26 protein-coding genes are annotated in these 22690 nt (G+C 66.8%); 11 read left to right on the forward strand and 15 right to left on the reverse strand.

The genetic code is table 11. From position 1 onward, the window contains the following. Nucleotides 1-3 precede the first annotated feature (3 nt). The gene (locus tag QF031_RS14475) at nucleotides 4-381 is read left to right on the forward strand and encodes a hypothetical protein (RefSeq protein WP_307429449.1); all 378 of its coding nucleotides are present in this window, start codon (nucleotides 4-6) and stop codon (nucleotides 379-381) included. A gap of 123 nt (nucleotides 382-504) precedes the next feature. After that, complete coding sequence (locus tag QF031_RS14480) at nucleotides 505-1278, forward strand: hypothetical protein (protein WP_307429453.1); 774 nt, start codon at nucleotides 505-507, stop codon at nucleotides 1276-1278. Nucleotides 1279-1298: 20 nt separating this feature from the next. On the opposite strand, the gene QF031_RS14485 is transcribed toward QF031_RS14480, so the two are convergent. The 3 genes from QF031_RS14485 to QF031_RS14495 form a co-directional block, all read right to left on the reverse strand. Beyond that, the gene (locus QF031_RS14485) at nucleotides 1299-2123 is read right to left on the reverse strand and encodes an SDR family NAD(P)-dependent oxidoreductase (protein WP_307429455.1); all 825 of its coding nucleotides are present in this window, start codon (nucleotides 2121-2123) and stop codon (nucleotides 1299-1301) included. A gap of 116 nt (nucleotides 2124-2239) precedes the next feature. Next, a complete protein-coding gene (locus QF031_RS14490) occupies nucleotides 2240-3643 on the reverse strand; it encodes a GntP family permease (RefSeq protein ID WP_307429458.1) in 1404 nt (467 codons plus the stop codon). Nucleotides 3644-3678: 35 nt separating this feature from the next. Further along, on the reverse strand, nucleotides 3679-4224 hold the full coding sequence (locus tag QF031_RS14495; protein ID WP_307429461.1) for a gluconokinase: 546 nt from the start codon (nucleotides 4222-4224) through the stop codon (nucleotides 3679-3681). Nucleotides 4225-4415: 191 nt separating this feature from the next. Between QF031_RS14495 and QF031_RS14500 the strand changes: the two genes are divergently transcribed. Beyond that, nucleotides 4416-5150 (forward strand): FadR/GntR family transcriptional regulator, encoded by a 735-nt coding sequence (locus QF031_RS14500; RefSeq protein WP_307429464.1) that lies wholly within the window; start codon nucleotides 4416-4418, stop codon nucleotides 5148-5150. A 206-nt stretch (nucleotides 5151-5356) separates the two neighbouring features. Here QF031_RS14500 and QF031_RS14505 read toward each other — a convergent pair whose 3' ends face one another. After that, complete coding sequence (locus tag QF031_RS14505) at nucleotides 5357-5560, reverse strand: cold-shock protein (RefSeq protein ID WP_015936345.1); 204 nt, start codon at nucleotides 5558-5560, stop codon at nucleotides 5357-5359. Nucleotides 5561-5983: 423 nt separating this feature from the next. On the opposite strand from QF031_RS14505, the gene QF031_RS14510 reads away from it, so the two are divergent. Together QF031_RS14510 and QF031_RS14515 are read left to right on the forward strand one after the other, a co-directional pair. Then, entirely contained in the window at nucleotides 5984-6433 is a 450-nt protein-coding gene (locus tag QF031_RS14510; protein WP_307429467.1) for a TM2 domain-containing protein, read from the forward strand. A gap of 25 nt (nucleotides 6434-6458) precedes the next feature. After that, nucleotides 6459-6830: a PH domain-containing protein gene (locus QF031_RS14515; protein WP_307429470.1), complete on the forward strand. Its 372-nt coding sequence runs from the start codon at nucleotides 6459-6461 to the stop codon at nucleotides 6828-6830. 25 nt (nucleotides 6831-6855) lie between these two features. Here the strand turns inward: QF031_RS14515 and QF031_RS14520 are convergent, their stop codons facing one another. Genes QF031_RS14520 through QF031_RS14535 form a run of 4 tightly spaced genes read right to left on the reverse strand, consistent with a single transcriptional unit; the run spans nucleotide 6856 to nucleotide 9311 of the window. Beyond that, complete coding sequence (locus QF031_RS14520; RefSeq protein ID WP_307429473.1) at nucleotides 6856-7203, reverse strand: PRC-barrel domain-containing protein; 348 nt, start codon at nucleotides 7201-7203, stop codon at nucleotides 6856-6858. Further along, the gene (locus QF031_RS14525; RefSeq protein WP_307429477.1) at nucleotides 7190-7600 is read right to left on the reverse strand and encodes a hypothetical protein; all 411 of its coding nucleotides are present in this window, start codon (nucleotides 7598-7600) and stop codon (nucleotides 7190-7192) included. Before QF031_RS14525 ends, QF031_RS14520 begins: the two co-directional genes overlap by 14 nt. After that, on the reverse strand, nucleotides 7597-8823 hold the full coding sequence (locus QF031_RS14530; RefSeq protein ID WP_307429480.1) for an Nramp family divalent metal transporter: 1227 nt from the start codon (nucleotides 8821-8823) through the stop codon (nucleotides 7597-7599). Before QF031_RS14530 ends, QF031_RS14525 begins: the two co-directional genes overlap by 4 nt. Beyond that, the gene (locus tag QF031_RS14535) at nucleotides 8820-9311 is read right to left on the reverse strand and encodes a hypothetical protein (protein WP_307429483.1); all 492 of its coding nucleotides are present in this window, start codon (nucleotides 9309-9311) and stop codon (nucleotides 8820-8822) included. Before QF031_RS14535 ends, QF031_RS14530 begins: the two co-directional genes overlap by 4 nt. 226 nt (nucleotides 9312-9537) lie before the next feature. Here QF031_RS14535 and QF031_RS14540 point away from each other — a divergent pair, with 226 nt between their 5' ends. The 3 genes from QF031_RS14540 (at nucleotide 9538) to QF031_RS14550 (ending at nucleotide 11924) form a co-directional block, all read left to right on the forward strand. After that, nucleotides 9538-9924: a TfoX/Sxy family protein gene (locus QF031_RS14540; RefSeq protein ID WP_307429487.1), complete on the forward strand. Its 387-nt coding sequence runs from the start codon at nucleotides 9538-9540 to the stop codon at nucleotides 9922-9924. Between the two features lie 28 nt (nucleotides 9925-9952). Beyond that, nucleotides 9953-10717, forward strand: a complete 765-nt coding sequence (locus tag QF031_RS14545) for an alpha/beta fold hydrolase (RefSeq protein WP_307429490.1) — start codon at nucleotides 9953-9955, stop codon at nucleotides 10715-10717. 124 nt (nucleotides 10718-10841) lie between these two features. Then, nucleotides 10842-11924 (forward strand): tellurite resistance/C4-dicarboxylate transporter family protein, encoded by a 1083-nt coding sequence (locus QF031_RS14550; RefSeq protein WP_307429492.1) that lies wholly within the window; start codon nucleotides 10842-10844, stop codon nucleotides 11922-11924. A 51-nt stretch (nucleotides 11925-11975) separates the two neighbouring features. Here the strand turns inward: QF031_RS14550 and QF031_RS14555 are convergent, their stop codons facing one another. Next, a complete protein-coding gene (locus QF031_RS14555; RefSeq protein WP_307429495.1) occupies nucleotides 11976-12677 on the reverse strand; it encodes a hypothetical protein in 702 nt (233 codons plus the stop codon). A 400-nt stretch (nucleotides 12678-13077) separates the two neighbouring features. Between QF031_RS14555 and QF031_RS14560 the strand changes: the two genes are divergently transcribed. Genes QF031_RS14560 through QF031_RS14570 form a run of 3 tightly spaced genes read left to right on the forward strand, consistent with a single transcriptional unit; the run spans nucleotide 13078 to nucleotide 14730 of the window. Beyond that, entirely contained in the window at nucleotides 13078-13626 is a 549-nt protein-coding gene (locus tag QF031_RS14560; RefSeq protein WP_307429498.1) for a hypothetical protein, read from the forward strand. Between the two features lie 16 nt (nucleotides 13627-13642). Further along, nucleotides 13643-13966 (forward strand): hypothetical protein, encoded by a 324-nt coding sequence (locus QF031_RS14565; RefSeq protein ID WP_307429501.1) that lies wholly within the window; start codon nucleotides 13643-13645, stop codon nucleotides 13964-13966. Then, entirely contained in the window at nucleotides 13966-14730 is a 765-nt protein-coding gene (locus QF031_RS14570; RefSeq protein ID WP_307429504.1) for a response regulator, read from the forward strand. Before QF031_RS14565 ends, QF031_RS14570 begins: the two co-directional genes overlap by 1 nt. Before the next feature lie 33 nt (nucleotides 14731-14763). On the opposite strand, the gene QF031_RS14575 is transcribed toward QF031_RS14570, so the two are convergent. The 6 genes from QF031_RS14575 to QF031_RS14600 form a co-directional block, all read right to left on the reverse strand. Next, nucleotides 14764-16443 carry a GAF domain-containing sensor histidine kinase gene (locus tag QF031_RS14575; protein WP_307429507.1) on the reverse strand — a complete coding sequence of 560 codons (1680 nt, stop codon included), beginning with the start codon at nucleotides 16441-16443 and terminating at the stop codon, nucleotides 14764-14766. A 113-nt stretch (nucleotides 16444-16556) separates the two neighbouring features. Further along, nucleotides 16557-19268 (reverse strand): magnesium-translocating P-type ATPase, encoded by a 2712-nt coding sequence (mgtA, locus tag QF031_RS14580; RefSeq protein WP_307429510.1) that lies wholly within the window; start codon nucleotides 19266-19268, stop codon nucleotides 16557-16559. Nucleotides 19269-19377: 109 nt separating this feature from the next. Continuing rightward, a complete protein-coding gene (locus QF031_RS14585) occupies nucleotides 19378-20070 on the reverse strand; it encodes an alpha/beta fold hydrolase (protein ID WP_307429514.1) in 693 nt (230 codons plus the stop codon). Further along, on the reverse strand, nucleotides 20067-20780 hold the full coding sequence (locus QF031_RS14590; RefSeq protein WP_307429517.1) for a class I SAM-dependent methyltransferase: 714 nt from the start codon (nucleotides 20778-20780) through the stop codon (nucleotides 20067-20069). The genes QF031_RS14585 and QF031_RS14590 overlap by 4 nt, the downstream gene beginning before the upstream one ends. A 9-nt stretch (nucleotides 20781-20789) precedes the next feature. Continuing rightward, the gene (locus tag QF031_RS14595; protein WP_307429520.1) at nucleotides 20790-21524 is read right to left on the reverse strand and encodes a hypothetical protein; all 735 of its coding nucleotides are present in this window, start codon (nucleotides 21522-21524) and stop codon (nucleotides 20790-20792) included. Between the two features lie 101 nt (nucleotides 21525-21625). After that, nucleotides 21626-22681, reverse strand: coding sequence for a 2,3-butanediol dehydrogenase (locus QF031_RS14600; RefSeq protein WP_307429522.1), 1056 nt, complete (start codon nucleotides 22679-22681; stop codon nucleotides 21626-21628). Between the last annotated feature and the right edge of the window lie 9 nt (nucleotides 22682-22690).

Raw genomic sequence — 22690 nt, forward strand, 5'->3', positions numbered from 1 at the left:
CCTGTGGACGAATTCGCGAAACCCCTGGACCAGGCGCAAGCGACCCGACAGGCCATGGAGGAGGCCGGAATAACCCTCAGCGCCGTCTGGATGCGCTACTTCAGCTTCACCGGTGCCGCCGGAGAGTACGAAGTGGATGCCTACTTGAACGGTTCCCTGGAACTGCCGGTCCATGAACGGGACCTCCTGGCGCATGCAGTCAACGAACTCATCAAGGAGCTTCCGCCGCCGCGGATGGCTCCCTACAGCCAGAACGGGAAGAAACACGGGCACAGCCTTGATCCCACCCAGGACGGGACGCACGACGGGAAGATATCCCAGAACGGCAGGAAATCCCGGGACGCGGCAAATGACGGGAAGAGGCCCCCGGACGGCAAGTGACGCAGCGGTTACCAGGGTTGTCCGAGGAGTAAATCAAGATTTGCGCTTAAACCGTTCTGCCCCTGCGGGCGGCGCTACGCTGACCGTGCATCCGCATCCAGCACACGCCCTTGGGGGACAACCATGCCCGGCTTCCACAACTTTCCGCTGCCGCATCTCCGTCGTCAGCAAAACCCACACACGGCAGCAGCGAACCGCCATGAACGCTCAACCAAAGCGCTCGTCACTGGGGCCGCGGCCGCCGTCGTGCTTCTCCTGGCTGGCTGCGGCGCACCCCAAGCATCGCTGACTGCCGCCGCGGGACCCGCCAGCGACGCTGCCTCTGCAGCTCCCGCTGCACCGAGGACCACCAGCACCCCTGTTGCCGATACACCGTGCACGACCGTCAACGCGCAGCAGGTGTCCGCGGGAGTCAGCTACGTGTGCACCAAAGACGAGTCCGGCAGGCTGGTGTGGCTTGAAGCCGCCCAGTCCAAGCGCGTCAGCGACAAGATCGCAGCCGCGGAGGCAGCAAAGGCGGCGGCAGACAAGGCAGCAGCGGATAAGGCCGCGGCGGACAAAGCGGCCGCCGACAAGGCCGCGGCAGACAAAGCCGCAGCCGACGCCGCAGCCGCACACCAGGCCGCCGAGGCCAGGGCGGCCCAGGACGCGGCGGCAAAGGCAGCAGCGGAGGCGGCGGCGAAGGCCGCGGCCCCTCCGGCTCCCGTGGCACCTGCCGTTCCGGGGACCAACCCGGGCTGCGACCCGAACTATTCAGGCTGCGTCCCGGTCGCCTCCGACGTGGACTGCGCGGGCGGAAGCGGCAACGGGCCGGCCTACGTCCGCGGCCCGGTCCAGGTCATGGGCCGGGATATCTACGGGCTGGACAGGGACCACGACGGCGTGGGCTGCGAATAGGTCCGCTGCGAACGGTAGGACTACACGAACGCCTTGACCAGTTCTTCGCTCTTCTCCCACAGCCCGCGCGCCAGTACGGCGTCGTACGCCTGCGGGTTGGCCTTGGCCAGGGCGCGCTTGGCGTAGTAGGCCCCGGAGATCCAGTCCGTGCCGGCGGTGCCGTCGATGAGCCAGAGCATGGTGTCGGCACCTTGGTCCGGGCTGAGCATAAAGCGGTTCAGCAGGGTGGTGTAGGCGTGCCGGAACGGGCTTGAAGACTCCGCCGCGAAGTTGGTGCGGACCACCCCCGGGTGGAATGCCGCCGTCGTGATCCCCTGGTCGTGGAACCGGCGGTGCAGCTCGGAGGTGAACAGGATGTTGGCCAGCTTGCCTGTGCCGTAGGCGCGGTTGGTGCTGTACCCGTGTTCGGCGGTGAGGTCGAAGAGGTCCAGCTTGCCGAAGTTGTTCGCCGCGCTGGAGGTGTTGATGACCTTGGCGTTGCCGGCGGTGAGAGTGTCCATGAGGAGGGTGGTGAGCAGGAACGGCGCCAGGTGGTTGACCTGGAAGGTGGATTCGTTGCCGTCAACGGTGAGCGTCCGCTTGCCCATGATGCCGCCGGCGTTGTTGGCCAGGACATCGATGCGCGGGTAGTTGGCCTTCAGTTTCGCGGCGAGGTCGCGGACCTGTGCCAGGTCGGCGAAGTCGGCCAGATAGTGGTCCGCGCCGATGTCCCCGGCCAGGGCGCTGGTCTTTTCGGCGGAACGGCCGACGACCACCACCTGCTCCCCTGCCTTGGCCAGCGTCCGTGCGGCTGCCGCTCCGATGCCGTCGCTGGCGCCGGTGATCACGATGGTGCGAGGAGTCAAGGGGTGTCCTTTGGTTCGGCGGGCGGCGCACCGGCGTGGCGCACCAAGTGGCATAACGACGGCGGGGCGGCCGGTGTTCCCACCAGCCGCCCCGCCGCCGCACTGCTTTGGAGGGGTCAGCCCACCGCGCCGGCCACCAGGAAGATGACTGCGGCGATGGCGAAGCCCATCACGCCGATCAGGGTTTCCATCACGGTCCAGGTTTTCAGGGTGGTCTTGACGTCCATGCCGAAGAAGCGGCCCACCAGCCAGAAGCCGGAGTCGTTGACGTGCGACACCACCACGGAGCCGGCAGCCACGGCGATGACCATGGCGGCAATCTGCATGCCGTTGAGCCCGCCCGCCGCCACGGCGGGGGCGATCAGGCCGGCGGTGGTGGTCAGGGCAACCGTCGCCGAGCCCTGCGCGATGCGGAGGATGGCGGAGATCAGGAAGCCTGCCAGGATCAGCGGAATGCCAACGTTGCCCAGGACGTCGGCCAGTGCCTTGCCGATGCCGGAGGTCCGCAGGACGCCGCCGAACATGCCGCCGGCGCCGGTGATCAGGATGACGGAGCAGACCGGGCCAAGGGAGGACTCGAGCAGACGCTCCATGGCTGCACCGTCGCGGCCGCGGCGGGTGCCCAGCACGAACAGTGCCACCAGCACAGCGATCAGCAGCGCCACGGGCGTCTCACCAATGGTCCGCAGGACCTGGAACCACTGTTCCTTCTTGACGGACTCGTCCAGCACGCCGGAAGAAGCGAGGGTGTTCAGGCCGGTGTTGAGGAAGATCAGCACCAGCGGCAGGAGCAGCAGGCCGATGATGGTGCGGAACCTCGGCGGGTGGGCCTCGGCTTCTGCACTCGCGTGGCCCAGGATCTCGGGGACGGGAAGAACCAGTTTCCTGCCCGTGTACAGGCCGTAGAGGTAGGCGGTGACGTACCAGGTGGGGATGGCGGTGATGAGGCCGGCGATCAGCACCAGGCCGATGTTGGCGTCGAAGAAGGCCGCGGCGGACACCGGGCCCGGGTGCGGCGGCAGGAAAATGTGCATCACCGAGAAGGCGCCGGCGGCGGGAAGGCCGTAGCGGAGCACTCCCCCGCCCAGGCGGTGGGCAACAGCGAAGACCACCGGAAGCATGACCACCAGGCCGGCGTCGAAGAAGATGGGGAAGCCGAAGATCAGCGAGGCCAGGCCCAGTGCGAACGGGGCGCGCTTTTCACCGAACACGCCGATCAGGTAGTCCGCCAGGACCTTTGCCCCGCCGCTGGTTTCCACGATCCTGCCCAGCATCGCGCCCAGGCCCACCAGCAGCGCCACCGTCCCCAGGGTGGTGCCGAAGCCGTCCACCAGGACCGGAACCACCTTGTTGGCGGGGATCCCGGTGGCGAAGGCCGTGGCCAGGCTGATGAGGATCAGGGCGATCAGGGCGTGCATCCGCAGCCGGATGATCAGGAACAGCAGCACAAGAATCGCTGCCGCGGCGACGAGCAGCAGCGGACCTGCGCCCATCGTCTGGGTCCATCCTTCGATGGTCATGGTTCTCCTTTGAAACAGGGTTGGGGACTATGGGGTCAGGACGCCTGGGGCGCCTGGCCGGTGGGGAGCTTGAGGGCGTTGACGACGGCGGCGACCAGCTCCTCGGGTGAGCGGGCGATGTCGAGGCGGAGACTGCCGGCGTCGCGCTCTTCCTGGGTGAGTGGCTCAAGAGTGGCCAGCTGGCTGGGCAGGAGGGTGGGTGGCATGAAATGCCCTTCCCGGCCCTGCATCCGCTGGCTGATCAGGTCCGCGCCGCCGTCGAGGTGGAGGAAGACAACCCGGCCTCCGGCCTGGGACAGCAGGGCGCGGTAGCTGTGTTTGAGCGCCGAGCAGGTCAGGACCGTGCTCTTGCCGGCGGCGGCCTGGGCGGATATCCAGTCGCGGATTTCCTGCAGCCAGGGCCAGCGGTCCTCATCCTGGAGGGGAATGCCCTGCGTCATCTTGGCGATGTTTGCTTCGGGGTGGAATTCGTCCGCCTCGGCGCAGGCCCAGCCGAGTTGCCGGGAGAGCGCTGCTGCCAGGGTGGATTTGCCGGATCCGGCAACGCCCATGACCACAAGATGCGTGGCTGGATACTGCATGTCATACCTCCGGAGAAGACGTCTTTGGCTTTGGAAGAAGCTCGCTGTCAGGCCGCTGCAAAACGGGCTATGCGATAAGGTATCACCTTTTGGCGGTATAGATACTATCTTTGCGTGTCACAAGTCATACCTTTGGTCTCCGCATGGGTATCCTTGGAGGGCGCAATGGCGCGGAAGCGAACGGGGAAAGAATGTCGACGGCGACAATCCAGGACGGCGATGAAATGCACGACGGCGGGGCCTCCCCTGCCGCGCAGGGCCGGGTCATTGAGGCAGTAGGGGTGGCGATCGCCTCCGGAAACCTCGCCCCGGGCAGCCGGCTCACCCTCGAGGGCCTGCAGCGGGAGTACGGAATTTCCAGGACCGTTGCCCGCGACACCATGAAGGTCCTGGAATCCATGAACCTGGTCTATTCGCGGCGGCGCGTGGGCATCGTGGTGCAGGAGCCGTCACTGTGGAACGTATTTGATCCGAAGCTGGTGCGGTGGCGCCTGGCCTCGGACCGCCGGGACCTGCAGTACGGCAGCCTGACCGAGCTGCGCATCGCCGTCGAACCCATTGCCGCTGCCGGCGCGGCCCGCCGGGCCAGCGCGGCCGAGCGTGCCCAGCTGGTATCCCTGGCGGCCGACCTCCGCAGGCTGGGCGAAGCCGGCGACCTGCAGGCCTTCCTGGCCGCCGACATCGCGTTCCATCAGCTGCTTCTGCGGAGCTGCGGCAACGAGATGTTCCGTGCACTCGAGGGAATGATCGCGGAGGTGCTGACCAGCCGCACCAAACAGGGCCTTATGCCGTTCAAGCCGAGGGGCGAAGCGCTTGAGGCGCACGAGGACGTGGCCACCGCTGTGGCTGGCGGGGACACTGCGGCGGCGGAACAGGCCATGCACCACATCCTCGATGAGGTCCGTGAGGCGATGGGGCTGCGCTAGCCGTTTGGGCAGCCCCCGCTGCGCCCCATAACCGGCCCTGCCCCGCTTGACCGGTGCTGCCCCGCATAAGCGTTGGTGCCCAACACCGGTTGTGAGGTCGAGGGCCGGTTATGGAACTGGCGCAAGCGGGTTAACAAAAAGCAGGGCCTACCGATGAACGGCAAGCCCTGCTTTAGAGAAACCTAACGGTTCCAGTCCCTAGGAAATTAGAGAGCCTGGATGTTGGTGGCCTGGGGACCCTTGGGGCCCTGCTCGGTGTCGAAGGAAACCTTCTGGTTCTCTTCGAGGGAGCGGAAGCCGGAGGAGTTGATCGCGGAGTAGTGCGCGAAAACGTCCTGCGAGGAGTCGTCCGGGGAGATGAAGCCGAAGCCCTTTTCAGCGTTAAACCATTTGACGGTACCAGTAGCCATTATTTTTGTCCTTCGTGAAGGTGGAGGGAAAGTCCCGACTTTCGGGCCCTCCGGCGTGGGGTGTTCAAAAACCGCTACTTCAGAAGAACACGGACTTTCGACCGTGCGTACTGCCTGAACTACCAACTGCATAAACACAACAACAGGTTCAACACTACAGGAGATTGCGCCCATACCTAATTGCGCGCCTGTTCACGCCCGTATTACGCCTGCCCGTGGTCCTCCAGCGCCGCGCTGTCCTCACCGAGGGAGCATGTGGCGGCGCTCTTGTAGCTTTCCTTGGGAAGCCATCCGGGACACGACCCAATCCACCCAAACACGACAACGTGCAGTCACAATAGGGCTATACGCGGCTTGTGGGGAAGCTGCCCTTCGAGGAGGGACTTCGCACACAAGCGGACCTTTTCGTAGTGGAGGAACCACATGACTGACCAGCAACCCCAGCAGCCTGAGAACGTGACACCGCCCGCGCCGCATCCGGGACAACCCCAGCCCCCGCAGTACCAAGCACCCCAGCCCGGCCAACCACAGCCCCCGCAGTACCAGACGCCTTATCCCGGTCAAGGTCAGTACCAGGCGTCGTACCCGCAGATGTCCCAGCAACCACCAGCGCCTAACCAGGGGCAGAACTATCCGCAGCAGAAATCAAAGTTGGTTGCCGGGCTGCTCGGAATCTTCTTGGGAGGCCTCGGCATCCACCGCTTCTACTTGGGTTACACGCTTATCGGGATTATCCAGATCGTCGTGACCATCGTTCTAAGCAGCCTGGGACTTGGTTTCCTTGCGCTTTGGGGCTTGGTCGAGGGGATCATGATCCTGGCCGGCGCCGCCTCTTTCCGACACGATGCCAAGAACCTTCCCCTGCGCGACTAACTGAACAGACCGGCTAAGGACCACCATGAACGCGATTATTCACGACAAACCAGAACAGCTCGCACAAATCCAGGCGGGTCTTTTGCAAGGCGAACAGGTTTACGCCGTCTACGACTGCATAGGCGTCGGGACCGGTTTCGTCGGCATCACGAACATGCGGGTTATCTTGCAGGACAAGAGCTTCGTGGGCAACAAGCTCGCCATCGTGTCCGTTCCGTACAAGAACATCCGGTCAGTCTCAATGCTGTCGAATAAATCGATGATGGGGCGTTTCGCCTCAACCTCAAGTATCGGTATCGATACAGGGGGAAGCATCAAAGAGGCCGACTTCCGTGGCGACGACAAAGCCAAGCATGCCCACGACCTGATCCTGTGGAACATGCTGCAGACCCACTAGATTGATTCCTTCCCGCCCCCGGGTTTTACGCCTGCCCGTGGTCCTCCAAGGCCGCGCTGTAGCGGGTGTACCCGGGGCGGAGCCTGACAGAGTGGGTGGCCACCATTGCGATGTCCTCCCACAGAACCAGGAACGACCCGCGGTGCCGCCACTGCAGGATCCGGGCAATCATGCGGGGCCGGGTGAGGCCGTTTCTCTCGTACCCCAGGAACGAGGAGGCGCTGTGGGGCCCGACGATCATCCCCAACAGCCGCGGTTCGGCCATCAGCTGGCGGGGCGCCCCGTCCAGCACGAACCGGACGTCGGCCACGCGGCCCAGCCGCCCGCCGTCGGCATCCAGCACCGGGGTGCCCAGCAGGTCACCGAGGATCATGGCGGCCTCCCGGGATGCGCGCGATGATCTTGTCCCGGACCCACCGCTCCACCCAGCTGGCGTCCAGTGGCCCACCCTTGACTCCGAGCCGCACCACCACGCCCACCTCCGCCACGTCCTTCCAGGGGATGCGGATCAGCCGGGACGACGGCGGCCTGCCGCCAAAGATGCGCGTCCCCAGGACCGACCCGGTCAACAGCGCGGTGATCACCGGCGCGGGGGTGCCCGGGGCGATCTGCTCGTCCAAGGCAGGCCCGCTCACCTCAAGGTCGTCCACGGTGGTGACCGGGACGCCGTCGTGATCCAAAACCTGCCGGTCCATCAGGTGCAGCTGGGCATCCAGGATACGCCCGGCCACGTGCGGGACTTTGGGCAGCGGGGCGGACGGTGAGCTCATGAGCCTGCTCCTGTGACGATCATGAGCGGGATGGCGGTGATGGAGGCGACCAGGATGATCACCAGGTAGATCATGCCCAGCACGTTCACCGCCCGGCCATTCACGTGCTCGCGCATGTATTGGGGATCGTTGGCGACGATGAGGATGGGCAGGTAGGTCAGCGGCAGGGCGATGGCGGAGAACACCACTGAATATTCGGTCACCAGGACCGGGTCGACGCCGGTGGCCAGCACCGCGATGCCCACCAGCAGGCAGACGATCATGGAGAGGTGGAAGCGGGCGGCCTGGGCGGGGCGGCGGAATTTGCCCCAGGACCAGCCGAAGAACTGCGCCAGGGTGTATCCGCTGGAGAGTGTGGTTTCCAGGGCGGCACCGAAGGTTGCGGCCACGATGCCCACCAGGACGAAGGCCAGCCCGAGCTTCCCGGCGCCCTCGGCCACGGGCAGGATCACCTGGGACAGCGAGGTCACCGAGATGCCCGCCGGCAGGAGGACGACTGCGGCGCATGCGGCGATCGAGACGGACAGCAGGCCGCCCAGCGGGAACCCGACCAGGACGTTGATCCGCGACTGGGCCAGGTCCTTCACGGTCCACCCTTCCTCCACAGCGCCGGAGGAGAAGAAGAACACCTCGTAGGGGGTCATGGCCGCGCCGAACAGGGCGATGGCGTAGTAGCTGTAGCTCCAGACGGTTTCCTGCTGGGGCACGACGGGTGCCAGCTGCCCGGCCAGCGAGCCCCAGTCCGGCTTCAACAGGAACAGCGCCACCGCGAAGATGACCAGGGTCAGCCCCAGCAGGCCGGTGACGTTTTCCATGATGGAGAACCGGACCCGCCAGATCACCAGCCACACCGCCAGCGCAGCCACGGGAATCCACAGCAGGTAGTAGACGCTGCTGGCCAGTTGCAGGGCCAGGGCAACGCCGCCGATCTCCGCGGTGACGGTCATCAGGTTGATCAGGAACGACGCCGAGAGGTTGGCCAGCCCGGCCCGCGGCCCCAGCCGTTCGCGGATCACCTCAAACGTGGCCCTTCCGGAGACCGCAGCCACCCGGCCGGACATGTTGGCGAACAGGACGATCCCCACCACGCCGATCACCACCACCCACACGAGGGACAGGCCAAAGCGGGAGCCGACGACGGCGTTGGTCACCAGGTCCCCGATGTCCACGAAACCGCCGATGGCGGTGAGGATCCCAAGTGCGACGCCGAGGAGCCGCTTCACTTGTCCCCCACCTTGCCATCGAGCTGCTTGAGGGCGTTCTGAACGGCCGCGAGCGCCTTGTCACCGTCGGCGAGCGAGGGGGTGCCGCCGTTGTCCGCTGCCAGCGCGGCGCGCGCCGTGGCGAAGCCGGCCGCGCACTGGTCCAGCACGTCCAGTGCCTGTTTCTGCGTTTCGCGGTCCTGCCCGGTGGCGGGCGAGAGTTTCAGGATGCTGCCGCGGCTGGTCTGGATTTCCTTGAGCTCATCGTCAAGGGTGGTGGAGGCCGCGGCCCGGGTCAGCTTGCCGTCCATGTCCTGGCGCAGGGCGATCCTGGCGGTGGCGACCGCAGAGGAGCTGTCCTTCACGGCCGTGGACACGGACTGGCTGATGCCGCCGCTGCAGGCGGTGAGGAACGCGAGGCTGAGGACGGCGAGGGCCAAAAACATGGGCCTGCCGGCGGCCGGGGTCCGGGGCTGTGCAGCCGGGGCCCAGGCTGGCGTGTACAGCACCGTCGCCTCCAGCCCCCCGGTAACATCCCGGATCGTGCCACGTGGAAAGGCAGCCAAAATTAGTTGCCTTGAGCTATATATAGCACTCCCCCGGGAAGTTTGACCTGCTCAGAAGGGCATTATTTCCGGGCTGCCCTGTGGCGTCGCCGGCCTCTCGACCACACTGGCGAACAGGCATATCCTGCATCCAGATCCTGCCGAGACCCTGCCACCGGGAGATGAAGCCATGGAGATGCCCAAAGCAACCGAGGAAGACAAAGAACGGTTTCGGCGCGTCGTCCCCGCCCATCCCGGGGTGGTGGTGAAGCCGATGTTCGGCAACCTTGGCGCGTTCGTCAACGGGAACATGTTCGCCGGGCTGTTCGGCTCCACGATCGGGGTGAAGCTCTCCCGGGAGGACAAGGAACTCCTGGAGTCCTCCGAGCGGACCGTGCCGTTCGGACCGGCGGACCGGCCGATGGGCGGGTACACCGGGCTGCCGGAAGTGTGGAATGAAGAGGGCGACGGCGATGAGACCCGGGCGCGGGCGTGGGCCGTGAAGGCGCTGGATTACGTTGCCACCCTGCCGCCGAAGGAGCCCAAGCAGCGCACGTCCCCGCGGGCGGCGGGGTAGCCGGCCGGCGTCTGCGGAAGGTGGTGCCATGGAACCGTTCCGTGTGATCCTGCTTCCCGGCAGTGTCCTTCGCGCTGGCCCGGCGTACGGCAGGCTGCTGGAGATTTTGGGACCCTCCGTGGAGGCCGTCGCCAAGGAGCTGGAGCTCTACAACGGGGACGCTCCACCGCCTGACTGGAGCTTGGACACGGAGGCGGACGGGGTGCTCCGCGAGGCCGGCTCCCGCGGCTGGGACACCTTCCACCTGCTGGGCTACTCCGGCGGGGGCGCATGCGCCCTGGCACTGGCAGCCAAGCATCCGCAACGGCTTCGCAGCCTGGCTTTGCTTGAGCCGGCGTGGGCGGGGAACTGGGACTGGAGCCCGGCGCACACGGCACTGTGGCAGCACTACGGGGAACTGCATGACCTGCCGCCGGAGGAGTTCATGTCCGCCTTCACGAGGCTGCAGGTGAAGCCCGACGCCGTCCTGCCGCCTCCGCCGCCCGGCCCGCCGCCGTCGTGGATGGCCAAGCGTCCGGCCGGGATCAGCGCCTTCCTCCAGGCGTTCACCACGTACGACCTGGACCGGGAAAAGCTGGCCGCCTTCACCAACCCGGTGCTGTTTGTGCTGGGCGGCATGAGCAGCCCGGACGAACAGGGGGACAACGCGGACCGGCTGTCCCGCGTCTTCCCTGATTTCCGGCTGGAGGTGTTTCCCGAACGCCACCATTTCGACCCGCCGCACCGGGCGGAACCGGAGCGGGTGGCCGCGCTGCTGCGTGCGCATTGGGCCCGGGCGGAGCCGCTTTCCTAGCGGCTTCCCGTGGGCTACAAGCCCGGTGAGGCACTCCGCGAGTTGGCACTTCCCGTCAGTCCTCCTGCCCTCGACTGCCGTGAAGTGCCATCTCGCGGCGGAACCCCGGCCCTAAGCTTGGGGCATGGACACCGCCACCGACGCCCGGCACTCCTTCGGCTCCCGCGCCCGGCAGGCGGTGCGGACCCTCACTCCCGGCTACTTCGCCCTCACCATGGCCAGCGGGATCATCTCCGTAGGGCTTGAGCTCGAAGGATTCCACGCCCTCTCGCTGATCCTGCTGGTGGTGTGCGGGCTCTCCTACCTCGTGATCCTGGCGCTCAGCCTGTTCCGCCTGGCCTGGTTCGCGGCGGATATGCGCGGCGATTTTCTGGACCCGGGCCGGGCGTTCGGCTTCTTCACCTTCATTGCCGGAACAAACGTCCTGGGGACGCGGCTTGGCATGGCGGGGTGGCAGGGTACGACGGCGGCACTGCTGGCGGTTGCGGCGCTCGCCTGGGTGGTGCTCGGCTATGTCGTGCCATGGACGGCGGTCCTGGGCAGGTCCGAGCGGCCGGTGGTCAAGGATGCCAACGGCTCGTGGTTCATCTGGTGCGTCGCCAGCCAATCCGTGGCAGTGGCGGCAGCGTCCATCGAACCCCTCGCCGCACCGGACTGGCGCGCGGCCCTGGCGCTCGTCGCCGTCGTGGCCTGGTCTGTGGGGCTCATCCTGTACGCCGCGGTGGGGATCTTCGTCTCGCTTCGACTGATGACCTATCCCATCCGGCCGCAGGACCTGCGCCCGCACTACTTTGTGGCCATGGGCGCCATGGCCATCAGCGTCCTGGCAGGGGCCCGGATCGTGGAAATGGCCGGGGCACCGATGGTCGATGCAACGCGCGGGCTGGTGGGAGGCGCCTCCGTGGTGTTCTGGTCCTTCGCGTCGTGGCTCTTTCCTGTACTGCTGGCAGCGGGCTGGTGGCGGCACGTGGTCCACAGGGTGCCGTTGTCCTACGAGCCGGGGCTGTGGAGCGTCATCTTTCCGCTGGGCATGTATGCCGTGGCCGGGATCTACCTTGGCCGCGCCGACGGGCTGCCCCTGGTGGCCGCCATCGGCAGGGCGGAACTGTGGCTGGCGGTTGCCGCATTCCTGGCCACGCTCGCGGCCATGCTCTGGCACCTGTGGACCACGCTGCTCGCGCGGCCCCTCACCCGAGATGGCACTTAAGGGCAATGCCCGTGCCCGGGACTGCCGCGTAATGCCATCTCGCGGGAGGGCTCAGCCTGCGCGGGGACCGGGGCCCTGGGCCTTTTGCCGGCCGTCGCGGTGGGCGAGGTAGGCGTACACCACCAGTGCGGCGCCGGCCACGATCATGACCGCGGGGAAGGCGAAGTCCGTGGGGATCAGCAGGGCCGTGGCCTGGAGGACGAAGATCAGCCCCATCACCGTGAGGATCCCGGCCGGAATCAACGGCCACTTCATGCGCTCGGTGTGGCTGCTGGTGTCATCAACGCGGACCGGGATCAGGGACAGCACCCCGAAGGTGGCGGCCAGGCCCAGGAAAAGGACGGCTGCGGTGGGCGTGCCCTGCAGTTCCTGCGGGAGGGCCACGATGACCGCCAGCGTCAGCATGACACCGGACGGAATCAGGGCCCACCAGTTGCCCGGTTCCCGCAGGAAGACGGCGGCGAACCCGGCGCCCATGAAGAGGAACAGGAAGGCTGCTCCCCAGGCGCCGCCGGTAAGTTGGGTGGTGGTAATGACCGCGGCCAGGCCCAGGAACACGGACCCGGGGATCGCTGCCCACCAGTTCTCCCTGCGCCTGACGAACAGGGACAGGAACAAGACCCCGACGGCGGCGAAGATCAGCGGTGCCACGAAGGCTGCGGTGTCCATGACGCCGAGCCTGTCCAGCAGCAGCAGCACACCCAGCGCAATGAGGACGATGCCCGCGACGACGCTTGCGTTTGCCGATTTCACCGTGTGCCTCCCGGATCCGGCACGCGGCCGTACGCCGCGCTCCTTACTTCAGGCTAGGACGGGGCCGAAACCGGAAACAGGGCCCAAAGCCCCCGCCTTCCGCCGGGCATCGGCATTATCCGGGCGGCCGGTTCCCCGGGTCACCGGCGCCAACCGGGCCACGGCGTCATCCGGCACGGGCAGCATTTCGGCCGTCGAAGCTCTGGCGCAGGACGGGACCTTCAGCCCTATAGCCGGACCCGGGGCGCTTGGCATTCTGATAAAGGCGCCGTCCAGGTCCTCACGTTGCGAGGCTGGAGCGGCATTCCCCATGACCCCCAGTGTTTCAGCCGGCACGGCCAAGGACGACGCCGGCCTGCAGGCGCCCCCTGCAGACTAACTGGATTTTGAAAGGACCGGCATGTCCGCTGACATCCTCACGCTTCGCCCCGCCCCAATATCGCAGGCGGAAGCGGCGCGCAGAAGGGCGATGCTCCTGCATCCATCGAACTTCACCCCGGCACCTTCACCTGCCCTGGAAACGGGGGAAACTGCGAAGGTAGTGGAGAAGCTTGCCAACAGGTTCAGCTGCCTCCACGAGAAGCTCATGGAGTGTGGGCTGGCTGCCGGCGAGGCACGGACAGAGGTGGCGCAGACGGTGGCCCGGGAAATCTGGGACGGGTTCGCTTCGCAGCTGCGCGCGTACCGGGCGGCGGGGCAGCAGATGGACGCCAACGTCCTCGCCGTCGCGCTGGCCTCGATCCAGTGCATGACCCGGGCCCTGCCGCGCCATCCCGGCGACCTGGGCTTCGCCAGCCGCACGGTCAGTGCTGCCCGGCGCCGGCTCCAGTACAACGGCGGGCTGCTGCACCGCCTGCACCCACACCGCAACCCGGCCTTCCATGACGCCGTCACCACCCTCGAAGCCCTGGAAGCCTTCCTCACCTGCCCGCAGCAGAAGGCTGCTTGAGCCGGAGATGGGGACCATGGCAACGGCAGAGGAGTACAGGGCAGTCCACGGCGGCGGGGAACCGCCAGGCGGCCAGGACAGCGACCGTGAGCTCGGCGATGGCGGATGTAATGTCATCTCCAAGGACAACGGCGGGGTGGTGGGCCGCTGGAGTTCATGGGAAACTGCCAGCGTCGCGTTGAACCGGCTCCAGGAGCTTGGCGGCCGGTATGAGTACCGTTTGGAGGAATCCCACCGGTGGGTGAACGGACCGGACCACAGCACCACGTGTTCGGTCTGCGGCACCACCCGTGACATTCCGGCTTCGGCCGGTACGGCGCTGGGAATTGAGTGGCCCTAGTGCCGGACGATGTACTGACGTTCCTTTCGGAGGGGCGGCTGCACGGAAAGGGCGGCCGGGAAGGACAAAGGTCCTACGAGAGCGTCTTCATGGATACAGCAGCAGCAACACCATATGAGGCCCCGCCTCCTTCCCTGCCCATCCGGGTCTTCATCCTGAATGACCACAAGATGGTCCGGCAAGGACTTAGTGACCTGCTGGAGCACGAGGGCTTCGAGGTGGTTGGCGACAGCGGCTCGGCAGCGGAATCCGTCCGCCTGATCCATGTCCTGGAACCGGACATAGCGGTGCTGGACGACAGACTGCCGGACGGCACCGGCATTGAGGTGTGCCGGGAAATACGCTCAACCGCCCCCGGGGTTCGATGCCTGATCCTGACCAGCCTGGACGAACAGCATGCGGTCCGGGCTGCGGTTCTGGCTGGGGCGTCGGGATACGTCATCAAACGCATTGGAGATAGCGAGGCCCTGGTCAAGTGCATCCGCAGCACCGCCGCCGGTGTTCCGGCGATTTGGCCCGGCGTCAGGGAGAGGGTAGCCGAAAGCCTTTACGCAACGGCTTCCGCGCCGTGGCTGAGAGGCATGACGCAAACGGAGCGGAAGGTGCTTGCCCACATGGCACGCGGATACACCAACCGGCAGATCGCGCAGGACATGATGCTGCCCGACGCCACCGTTGCCAGCTACGTATCCGCCGTACTTCAAAAGCTGGGGTTCCGGCGGCGGGGCCAGTTGATCCCCGGCGCGTGGGACCTGCTGCACTGACAACAAGGCCCTCGACCGTCGCGCAAAACCCCTTCAGCCGGCGGCGGGCGCCGTCCACGTCACGCTGGTGCCTTTGCCGGGGGTGCTGTCGATCACGCAGCTGCCGCCAAGGCGCTCCGCCCGGTTCCTCATGTTGTTCAACCCGCTGACCCGTTGCGGATCCTTGAACCCGCGGCCGTTGTCGCTCACTGTCAGGACCACTTCATCTTCCTGCGTGGCCAGAAGGATGGAGATGTCCTCCGACCCCGAATGCCTGACGGCGTTGCTGACGCTCTCCTGGAGGACCCGGAGGAGTTGTTCGGCAACCTCGCCGCCCACGGCATCGTCCACCGGCCCGGACAGCTGGATCCTGGGGAGGAACCCTGCGGCGTTGGCGGCTTCCTGGACTGCACGGAGCACGCGCCCACTGAGAAGCTCCTTGTCGGGTTCCCTCGCCTGCAGTGAGTAGATGGTGTCGCGAAGCTGATGGATGCAGTCGTCCAGCTCCCCGGTGACGGCCGCGATGCGGCGCTCGTGTGCAGCGGGATCCGAGGTGTAGCGGCGAAGGCCCTGGATGCTCAGCCCAGCCGCGAAGAGCCGTTGGATCACCAGGTCGTGCAAATCTGCCGCGATCCGTTCCCGGTCTATGAACAGCGCGTGCTCTTCCCGCAGCTGGTTGGCCTTGAGCAGGTCAAGCGTGAGGCCTATCCGTGACGCAAACACCGCGCTCTGCTCAACGTCCACGTCCGTGTAGCGGTTTCCCCCGGAGCCTCGGGCCAGAATCAGGACACTGTCCCGGTGGCCGTCGCTGTTGCTCCCCAGCGCCGCTACGAGCACCGGCCCAAGTTTTTCGGCCGACGCCGGGTCGAAGACCTGGAGGGGGTCGCCCAGGGCCTTGGACTCCCCGGTCTCCAGCACCGTGGACACGACGGACGAATCGGGCAGGTCCTGACCACGGAGAACGGACTGGGCACCCAGGGACGTTCTGCACCTGATGGTTCCGTCCGGACATGCCGACGCGATCAGGGACAGTACCGAGCCGGAGGCGTTCAGGGCCCGCTCCGCGATCATGTCCAGGTTTTCCGTGTCGGACCGCGGCTGGTCCTTCAACCGGTCGCTGACTTCCATTCCTGCTTCCAGCCACCGCTGGCGCCGCGTACTGTCATCGAACAATTTGGCGTTCTGGATGGCCACACCGGCGGCTGCCGCGAGGGCAACGGCAAGATCCTCATCCTCACCCGTAAACTCCTGGCCGCCGTTTTTCTCCGTCAGGTACAGGTTCCCGAAAACCTCGTTACGGACCCGCACCGGGACGCCCAGGAAGGAGTTCATGGGCGGATCGTTGGCCGGGAAACCCACCGCTATGGGGTGCTCGCCCAGGTCGTGGAGGTGCAAAGGCTTGGGTTCGCGGATCAACTGGCCAAGCACGCCGTGGTCGGTGGGCAGGTCGCCGATGACCCGGGCACCTTCGTCGTCAATGCCGACCGTAATGAAGTGGCTGAGCTGCTGGTCATCCCCGATGACGCCCAACGCTCCGTAGCGTGCCCCCACGAGTTCGCACGCTGACTGCACCAGCCTGTCCAGTACTGCTTCCAGGGTGAGGTCCTCGGTCATGGAGACCACGGCACCGAGCAGGCCCTCAACATGTTCCTGTGCCCTGACTAAATCGTCGGCCCGCTCCACGAACTCCCGCAGGAGTTCCCGGGTTCGTCGTCTGATGGGTTCACGCCACATGAATATTGCTCCAAATCGAACGCATTCACGGCGGTCTGCATCACCTTCGAACACATAAAGACGAGCCCCAGCGCCTCTATAAACCATGCTAACAACCCACAGCCCTGCTGGCGCTAGAGATTACGAACGGGCCTATTCCGCCGTGCCCTGCGTGCCCTCACGGCAGGCGCTGGCAGCGGAGGCACCCGGACGGGAATGCTGAACCGGAACGCCCGCCGGGAGATGTGGTGCGTGGCGTGCCGGCGCTGCACGGGCGGCGGCGGAGCCGCCAACTGCTGTGCATCACGGGCAAAGAACCACTGCTTGGCCAGCTCCACCAGCACCAGGTACACCACCACCATGCCCAGCAAAGCCAGGAAGAACGGCACCGGCAACGGGTCGAAGCCCAGCACGCTTGCCAGGGGTGAAAGCGGCAGGAATACCCCCAGCGCCACCACGCCCAGGGACGCTGCGAGCAGGCCAGCGGATGGCCGGCTGCGCAGGAACGGCACGCGCCGGGTGCGGATGGCGAAGATGATCAGCGTCTGGGTGGCGATGGATTCGATGAACCAGCCGGCCCTGAACTCCCCCGGCGCCGCGGTGAAGACGAACAGCATCAGGGCGAAGGTGGCGAAGTCGAACAGTGAACTGATGGGCCCGAAGAGCAGCATGAACCGGCGGATGAAGGCGATGTTCCAGTGCGAGGGGGCACGGAGTTGTTCCTTGTCCACGCGGTCGCCCGGGATGGCCAGCTGCCCGGAGTCGTAGAGCAGATTATTGAGCAGGATCTGGCCGGGCAGCATGGGCAGGAAGCTGAGCACCACGGAGGCCGTGGCCGCGCTGAACATGTTGCCGAAGTTACTGGACGTTCCCATCAGCACGTACTTGATGGTGTTGGCGAAGATCCGCCGGCCCTCCATCACGCCGTCCGCCAGGACGCCGAGGTCCTTGTCCAAGAGGACGACGTCGGCCGCGTCCTTGGCCACGTCCGTTGCGGTATCGACGGAAATGCCGATGTCCGCCTTGTGCAGTGCCAGCGCATCGTTGACGCCGTCGCCCATGAAGCCCACCGCCCCGCCGCTTTCCCGAAGCAAAGTGATGATGCGTGCCTTTTGTTCGGGGGAGACGCGGGCGAAGATGGTGGCCGTGCGCGCGGCGGCGGCAAGGTCGGCGTCGGACATTCCCTCAACCTCGGCGCCTGTCAGCGTGCCGCCGGAGATCACGTCCAGGTCCGCGCACGCCCGCTCCGCCACTTTGGCGTTGTCCCCGGTGGCGAGTTTCACCGAGATGCCCAGCGCCTCAAGCCGGTCCAGCGACTGCCGGGCGTTGGCCTTGGGCCGGTCCAGGAACACCAGGAAGCCGGCAAGGGTGAGGTCCTGCTCATCGGCACGAGTCAGCCGGCTGAGCCCCGCCGCAGGGCGGGTGGCGACGGCAACCACCCGGGAGCCGGCGTCGAACTGTTCATCCAGCAGCGCCTGCGCTGCCAGGGTGATGGGCGCGCACAGGGCCAGGACATCTTCGGGGGCACCCTTGGTGACCAGCAGGGCGGGGCCGCCGGCTTCACTGACCAGCGCCGTGGTCCGGCGGCGCTGGTGGTCGAAGCCAATCAGGTCCAGCCGCTCGAACCGTGCGGGGTCGAAGGCCGCCGCGCCGGGGCTCTCCCACAGCGCGGCATCCAGCGGGTTCTGGCCGGCGGAGGAGACCTTCGCGCCGGCGTAGTTCGCCTCGGTAGCCAGCAGGCCCAGGGTGAGCAGGCCGGCGTCGGACATTGTGTCACTGGCCGGGAGGGCACGGGTGAAGCTGATCTTCCCCTCGGTGAGGGTCCCGGTTTTGTCCGTGACCAGGATGTCCATGTCCCCCAGGTCCTCGATGCACACCAGCCGCTTGACCAGGACCTTCCGCTTGGCCAGCTGGCGGGTGCCGGTGGCCAGGCTGGTGCTGACGACGGCGGGCAGCAGCTGCGGTGTGATGCCCACCGCGATGGCCAGTGAGAAGAGCAGCGATTCCAGCAGGGGCCGCTGCAGCAGCAGGTTGGCGACGAAGATCAGCGACGTGAGCACCACGGCCACCTGCAGCAGCAGGAACGAGAACCGTTTGAGGCCCAGCTGGAACTCGGTCTGCGGCTGCCGTTCGCCCAGGCCCAGCGCGATCCGGCCGAACTCGGCGCGGCCGCCGGTGGCCACCACCACGCCGCTGCAGCCGCCGGACTGGATCACGGTGCCCATGAACACGCAGGAGGCGAGGTCGGCAAGGGAGGCGCCGCCGGGAACGGGGGCAGGATCCTTGGCGGCCGCCTGGGACTCGCCCGTAAGGATGCTTTCGTCGCAGAGCAGGTTGTTCGTGGTGAGGAGCCGGATATCCGCCGGGACAATTGCACCCAGGGAAAGATGGACGACGTCGCCGGGCACCAGGGCGGTGACGTCCACTTCCCGGGTGGTCCCGCCGCGCTGGACGGCAGCCTTGTGGGTGACACGGGAGTGCAGGGCCTCGGAGGCGAGTTCAGCGCGGTATTCATTGGCGAAGCCGAGGCCCACGCTGACCAGCAGGATCACGCCGATCACGATCGAGTTGGTGGCGTCGCCGAGGAACAGTGACAGGCCGGCCGTGACGATCAGGAGAATGAGGATGGGGCTGGCTAACTGCCGGCCCAGCACGGCCCAGGCGTTGGCGCGGTGCGTCCGGACGGCATTGGGCCCCAGCTGCTCCAGGCGGCGGCCCGCTTCCTCCTCGCTGAGGCCGCCCGGACCGGAGCCCAGGCGCGCCAGCGTCTGTTCCGCCTTGAGGCTCGCGGCGTCGGTGATCGGCAGCTGGAGCGAGCCGCGCTCCCGGACGTTCAGGTCTGTCATGCCGGATCCGTTCGGACACGTTGGACGGGGAATTTGCCTTTACCGCACTAGGGTACGACTCGTCTCTGACAGTCGCCCGTACAAATCCCGCCCTTCGCGACACCCAGCCTCACGGTGCCCGCTCCCCCAGCCACCCCGTGACAGCGTTGAGGAACTGGTGCGGTGCGGCGGCATGCACATTGTGCCCTGCCTCCAGGGTGACCAGGGCGCAGTCCGGGATCAGTTCCGCGGCCTCGGCCAGCAGCTCCTGAGGAATGTGGCTGCCGTTCCCGCCGCCGACCAGCAGCGTGGGCACCGTAATTTCGGGCAGCCTGGGCCACCAGCGGCGCGAAGGGTCGTTGACCTGCCCGGCGATTGCGGGGACAACGGCCCAGTCGAAGGGCAGCTCGCCCGGGGGCTGCTCGGGCAGCGCCCGCGTCCGCGGATAAGGCGGCGGTGCATCCTCAATGACCAGGCGGGCCAGTCGGCCGGGTTGCGCAAGTGCGACGAGATAGGCCACCACTCCGCCCATGGAATGCCCAACCAGGATCACGTTACGGAGGTCCAGGGCCTCGAGGACAATCGCAACGTCGTCACGCATGAGTTCAAAGGAATACTTCCCAGGCCGGCCGCTGCCCCCGTGGCCCCGAAGGTCGACGGCGAGCACCCGGTAGTCGGCTGCGAGGGCACCGGCAATTGTTCTCCAGTCCCCCGCGGTGTCGCCCAGGGCATGAAGCAGCACCACGGGAGGTGCGCCGGGATCGCCGGACTCCTGGAGGCTGATGTGCACGCCGTCTGCTCCGGTCAGGGCCAGGGTTTTCATGTCGCGGAGCCTGAGCCGACCGGTTTTGGCGTCGAGTTGGCCGGCCCGGGGCTGGTGGCGTGGCCCAGGATGTGGGCGATGGGAGGGTTGAACCGCTGGACGGCGAAGCCGAACCGCTCGTGGTCCTGGACCGTGAAACCTGCCGCGGTGATCGCGGCCAGGGTGTCCCGGTTGAGGTGGCATCCGCCCATGAACCGGCCCCACACCGGGGTCAGCACGTCCTCCGTTCTGCCCAGGAACGGGTGGGCGGAGCGGACGTGCTCGTAAAAGGCCAAGGTCCCGCCGGGGCGCAGGACGCGGCGGATCTCCGCGAGCACGGCAGCCTGGTCCTTGACGCTGCAAAGGACAAGGCTGGCCACCACGGCGTCGGCGCTGCCGTTTTCCGCGGGGATCTGCTCCGCGGCCGCATCAACAACAGTCACCGGTACGCTGGCGGAAGCAGCCGCCATCTGCGCCACGCCGCGCAGATAGTCATCGGGTTCCAGGGCCAGCACGTGGCTGACGGCCGGCGGGTAGAGCGCGAAGGACGATCCCGCGCCCGCTCCTATTTCAATGACGGATCCGTGCAGTCCGGCGAGGATCCTGCGCCGGTGGTCAGCTGCCCCGCGGCGGTCCATGCCGGCCACTCCCTTGGCGAAGGCGCGGGCGAACAACGGGTGCTGCAGCCGGTCCATCCGGTTACCTCCCTGGCGCTGCTGTCCGGACTCCATGCTCCACTACTACTTAAGGCTCAGCACCTCGTCAATTGGCCGGCCGTTCACGAACACCTGCGCGCTGGTGGCACCGGAAGCGGCCATGGCGGTGTACTCCAGCTGCGCCTTCGCCCTGGGTATATCGCAGACACCGCCGAGCATGAACTGCCCGGAAAGCCAGATGCTGATGGTGCTTCCGTTCAGCTCCCCGCCCAGGTACGTCAGGTTGGACTGGTACAGCACGTTGATCAGTCCGGACAGGCCCACGTCGCGCTTCTTGTTGGCGAGCAGGGTCTCCACGCTCGGCCGCACCTGGTCGGTGAACTTGACCGGCGCCGTGGTGGTGGCCACCAGGCTGTCGCCGCAGCCGATCCGGGGGCCGGACACTCCGTTGTCATCCACCGCCACGTAGTAGATGGTCAGCGGGGCCACCTGCTCCGGGAGTCCGGTGGGCTGGGGTTCCTGCGTGGGCTGCGGTTCCTGCGTTACCGGGCTGGCGGGAGCGGACGACGGCGGCGGGGCAGCCGGGCTGGTGGGCACGGCTGACGTACTGGGCGGCGAAGTCGGCGTCGCCGTTGTGGTGCCGCCCGCCGTCGTGCTTGGACTGGCGCTGCTGGTGGCGCTGGCGCTGCTGGTGGCGCTCGCGGACGGTGCAGCTGAACTGCTGGTCGGGGACGGACTGGGCGGGCCGAAGCAGCCCGTAATGAGCATCAGGCCGCTGAGCCCGAGAACGCTGAGTGCCGTAAGCCTGGGCCTGGTCATGATGCCCCCCCTTGAATGCGGGCCCCGCGGTTGCGGGACCCACATTCAAGCTACGCCTGAGGGTTGCTGCGGGGACAGGGACTTAAGTCCACGCAATCGATTTACGGATGCACCAGCACCTTTACCGCCGTGTCCTTGTGGTTGATGAGGGTGTCAAAGCCGTGCTCCACCAGGTCCTCCAGCGCGATCCGGCCCGTAATGAACGGCTTGAGGTCCACCTTGCCCTCCTGCACCATCTTGATCACGGCCGGGTGGTCCCGGACGTAGGCGATGGTGCCGCGCAGGTCGATCTCCTTGAGCACCAGCTTCTGCATGTCCACGGTGGCCGGCGCGCCCCAGATGGACACGTTGACCACCACCGCCCCGGGCCTGACGGCGTCGAGCATGGTGTCCAGCACCGCGTTCACGCCCGCGCATTCGAAGGCGACGTCCGCACCCGTGCCGCCGGTCAGTTCCCGGACCCGGGCGGGGACGTCCTCCTTGCTGGGATCCAGGACGTGGTCGGCCACGCCGCTGGAGGTGGCTTTTTCCTTGCGGGCCTGGGTGAGCTCGCTGATGATCGTGGTGACGCCCATGCCCTTGAGAACGGCGGCGGTAAGCAGGCCGATGGGCCCGGACCCGCCCACCAGGGCAACGTCGCCCTCCTTGGCGCCGCTGCGGGCCACCGCGTGGTGGGCCACGGAGAGCGGCTCGATCAGGGCGGCCTCATCCAAGGGAATGTTGCCGATGGGGTGCACCCACCGCCGGTCCACCACGATCTTCTCGCTCAGCCCTCCCCCGCCGCCGGCGAGCCCGATGAACCCCATCTGCCGGCACAGGTGGTAGCTGCCCGCTTGGCACATGTCGCAGTCACCGTCCACGAAATACGGCTCGACGACGACGTTGTCACCCACTGCCAGCCCCTCGACCCCTTCGCCGATTTCAGAGACAGTCCCGGAGAATTCGTGCCCCAGGGTCACCGGGGATTCCTCGTGGGACAGCGGGTGCGGATGCCCGGGCGCGGGACAGAAGATCGGCCCCTCCAGGAACTCGTGCAGGTCCGTGCCGCAGATGCCGCACCACGCGACGTCGATCTTCACCGCCCCCGCCCGCAGCTCCGGCTCCGGGATGTCCTCGATCCTGATGTCCTTGCGGGCGTGGAAACGTGCTGCCTTCATGATTCCTCC

Source organism: Pseudarthrobacter defluvii (genome assembly GCF_030816725.1).
Taxonomy (GTDB): Bacteria; Actinomycetota; Actinomycetes; order Actinomycetales; family Micrococcaceae; genus Arthrobacter; species Arthrobacter defluvii_A.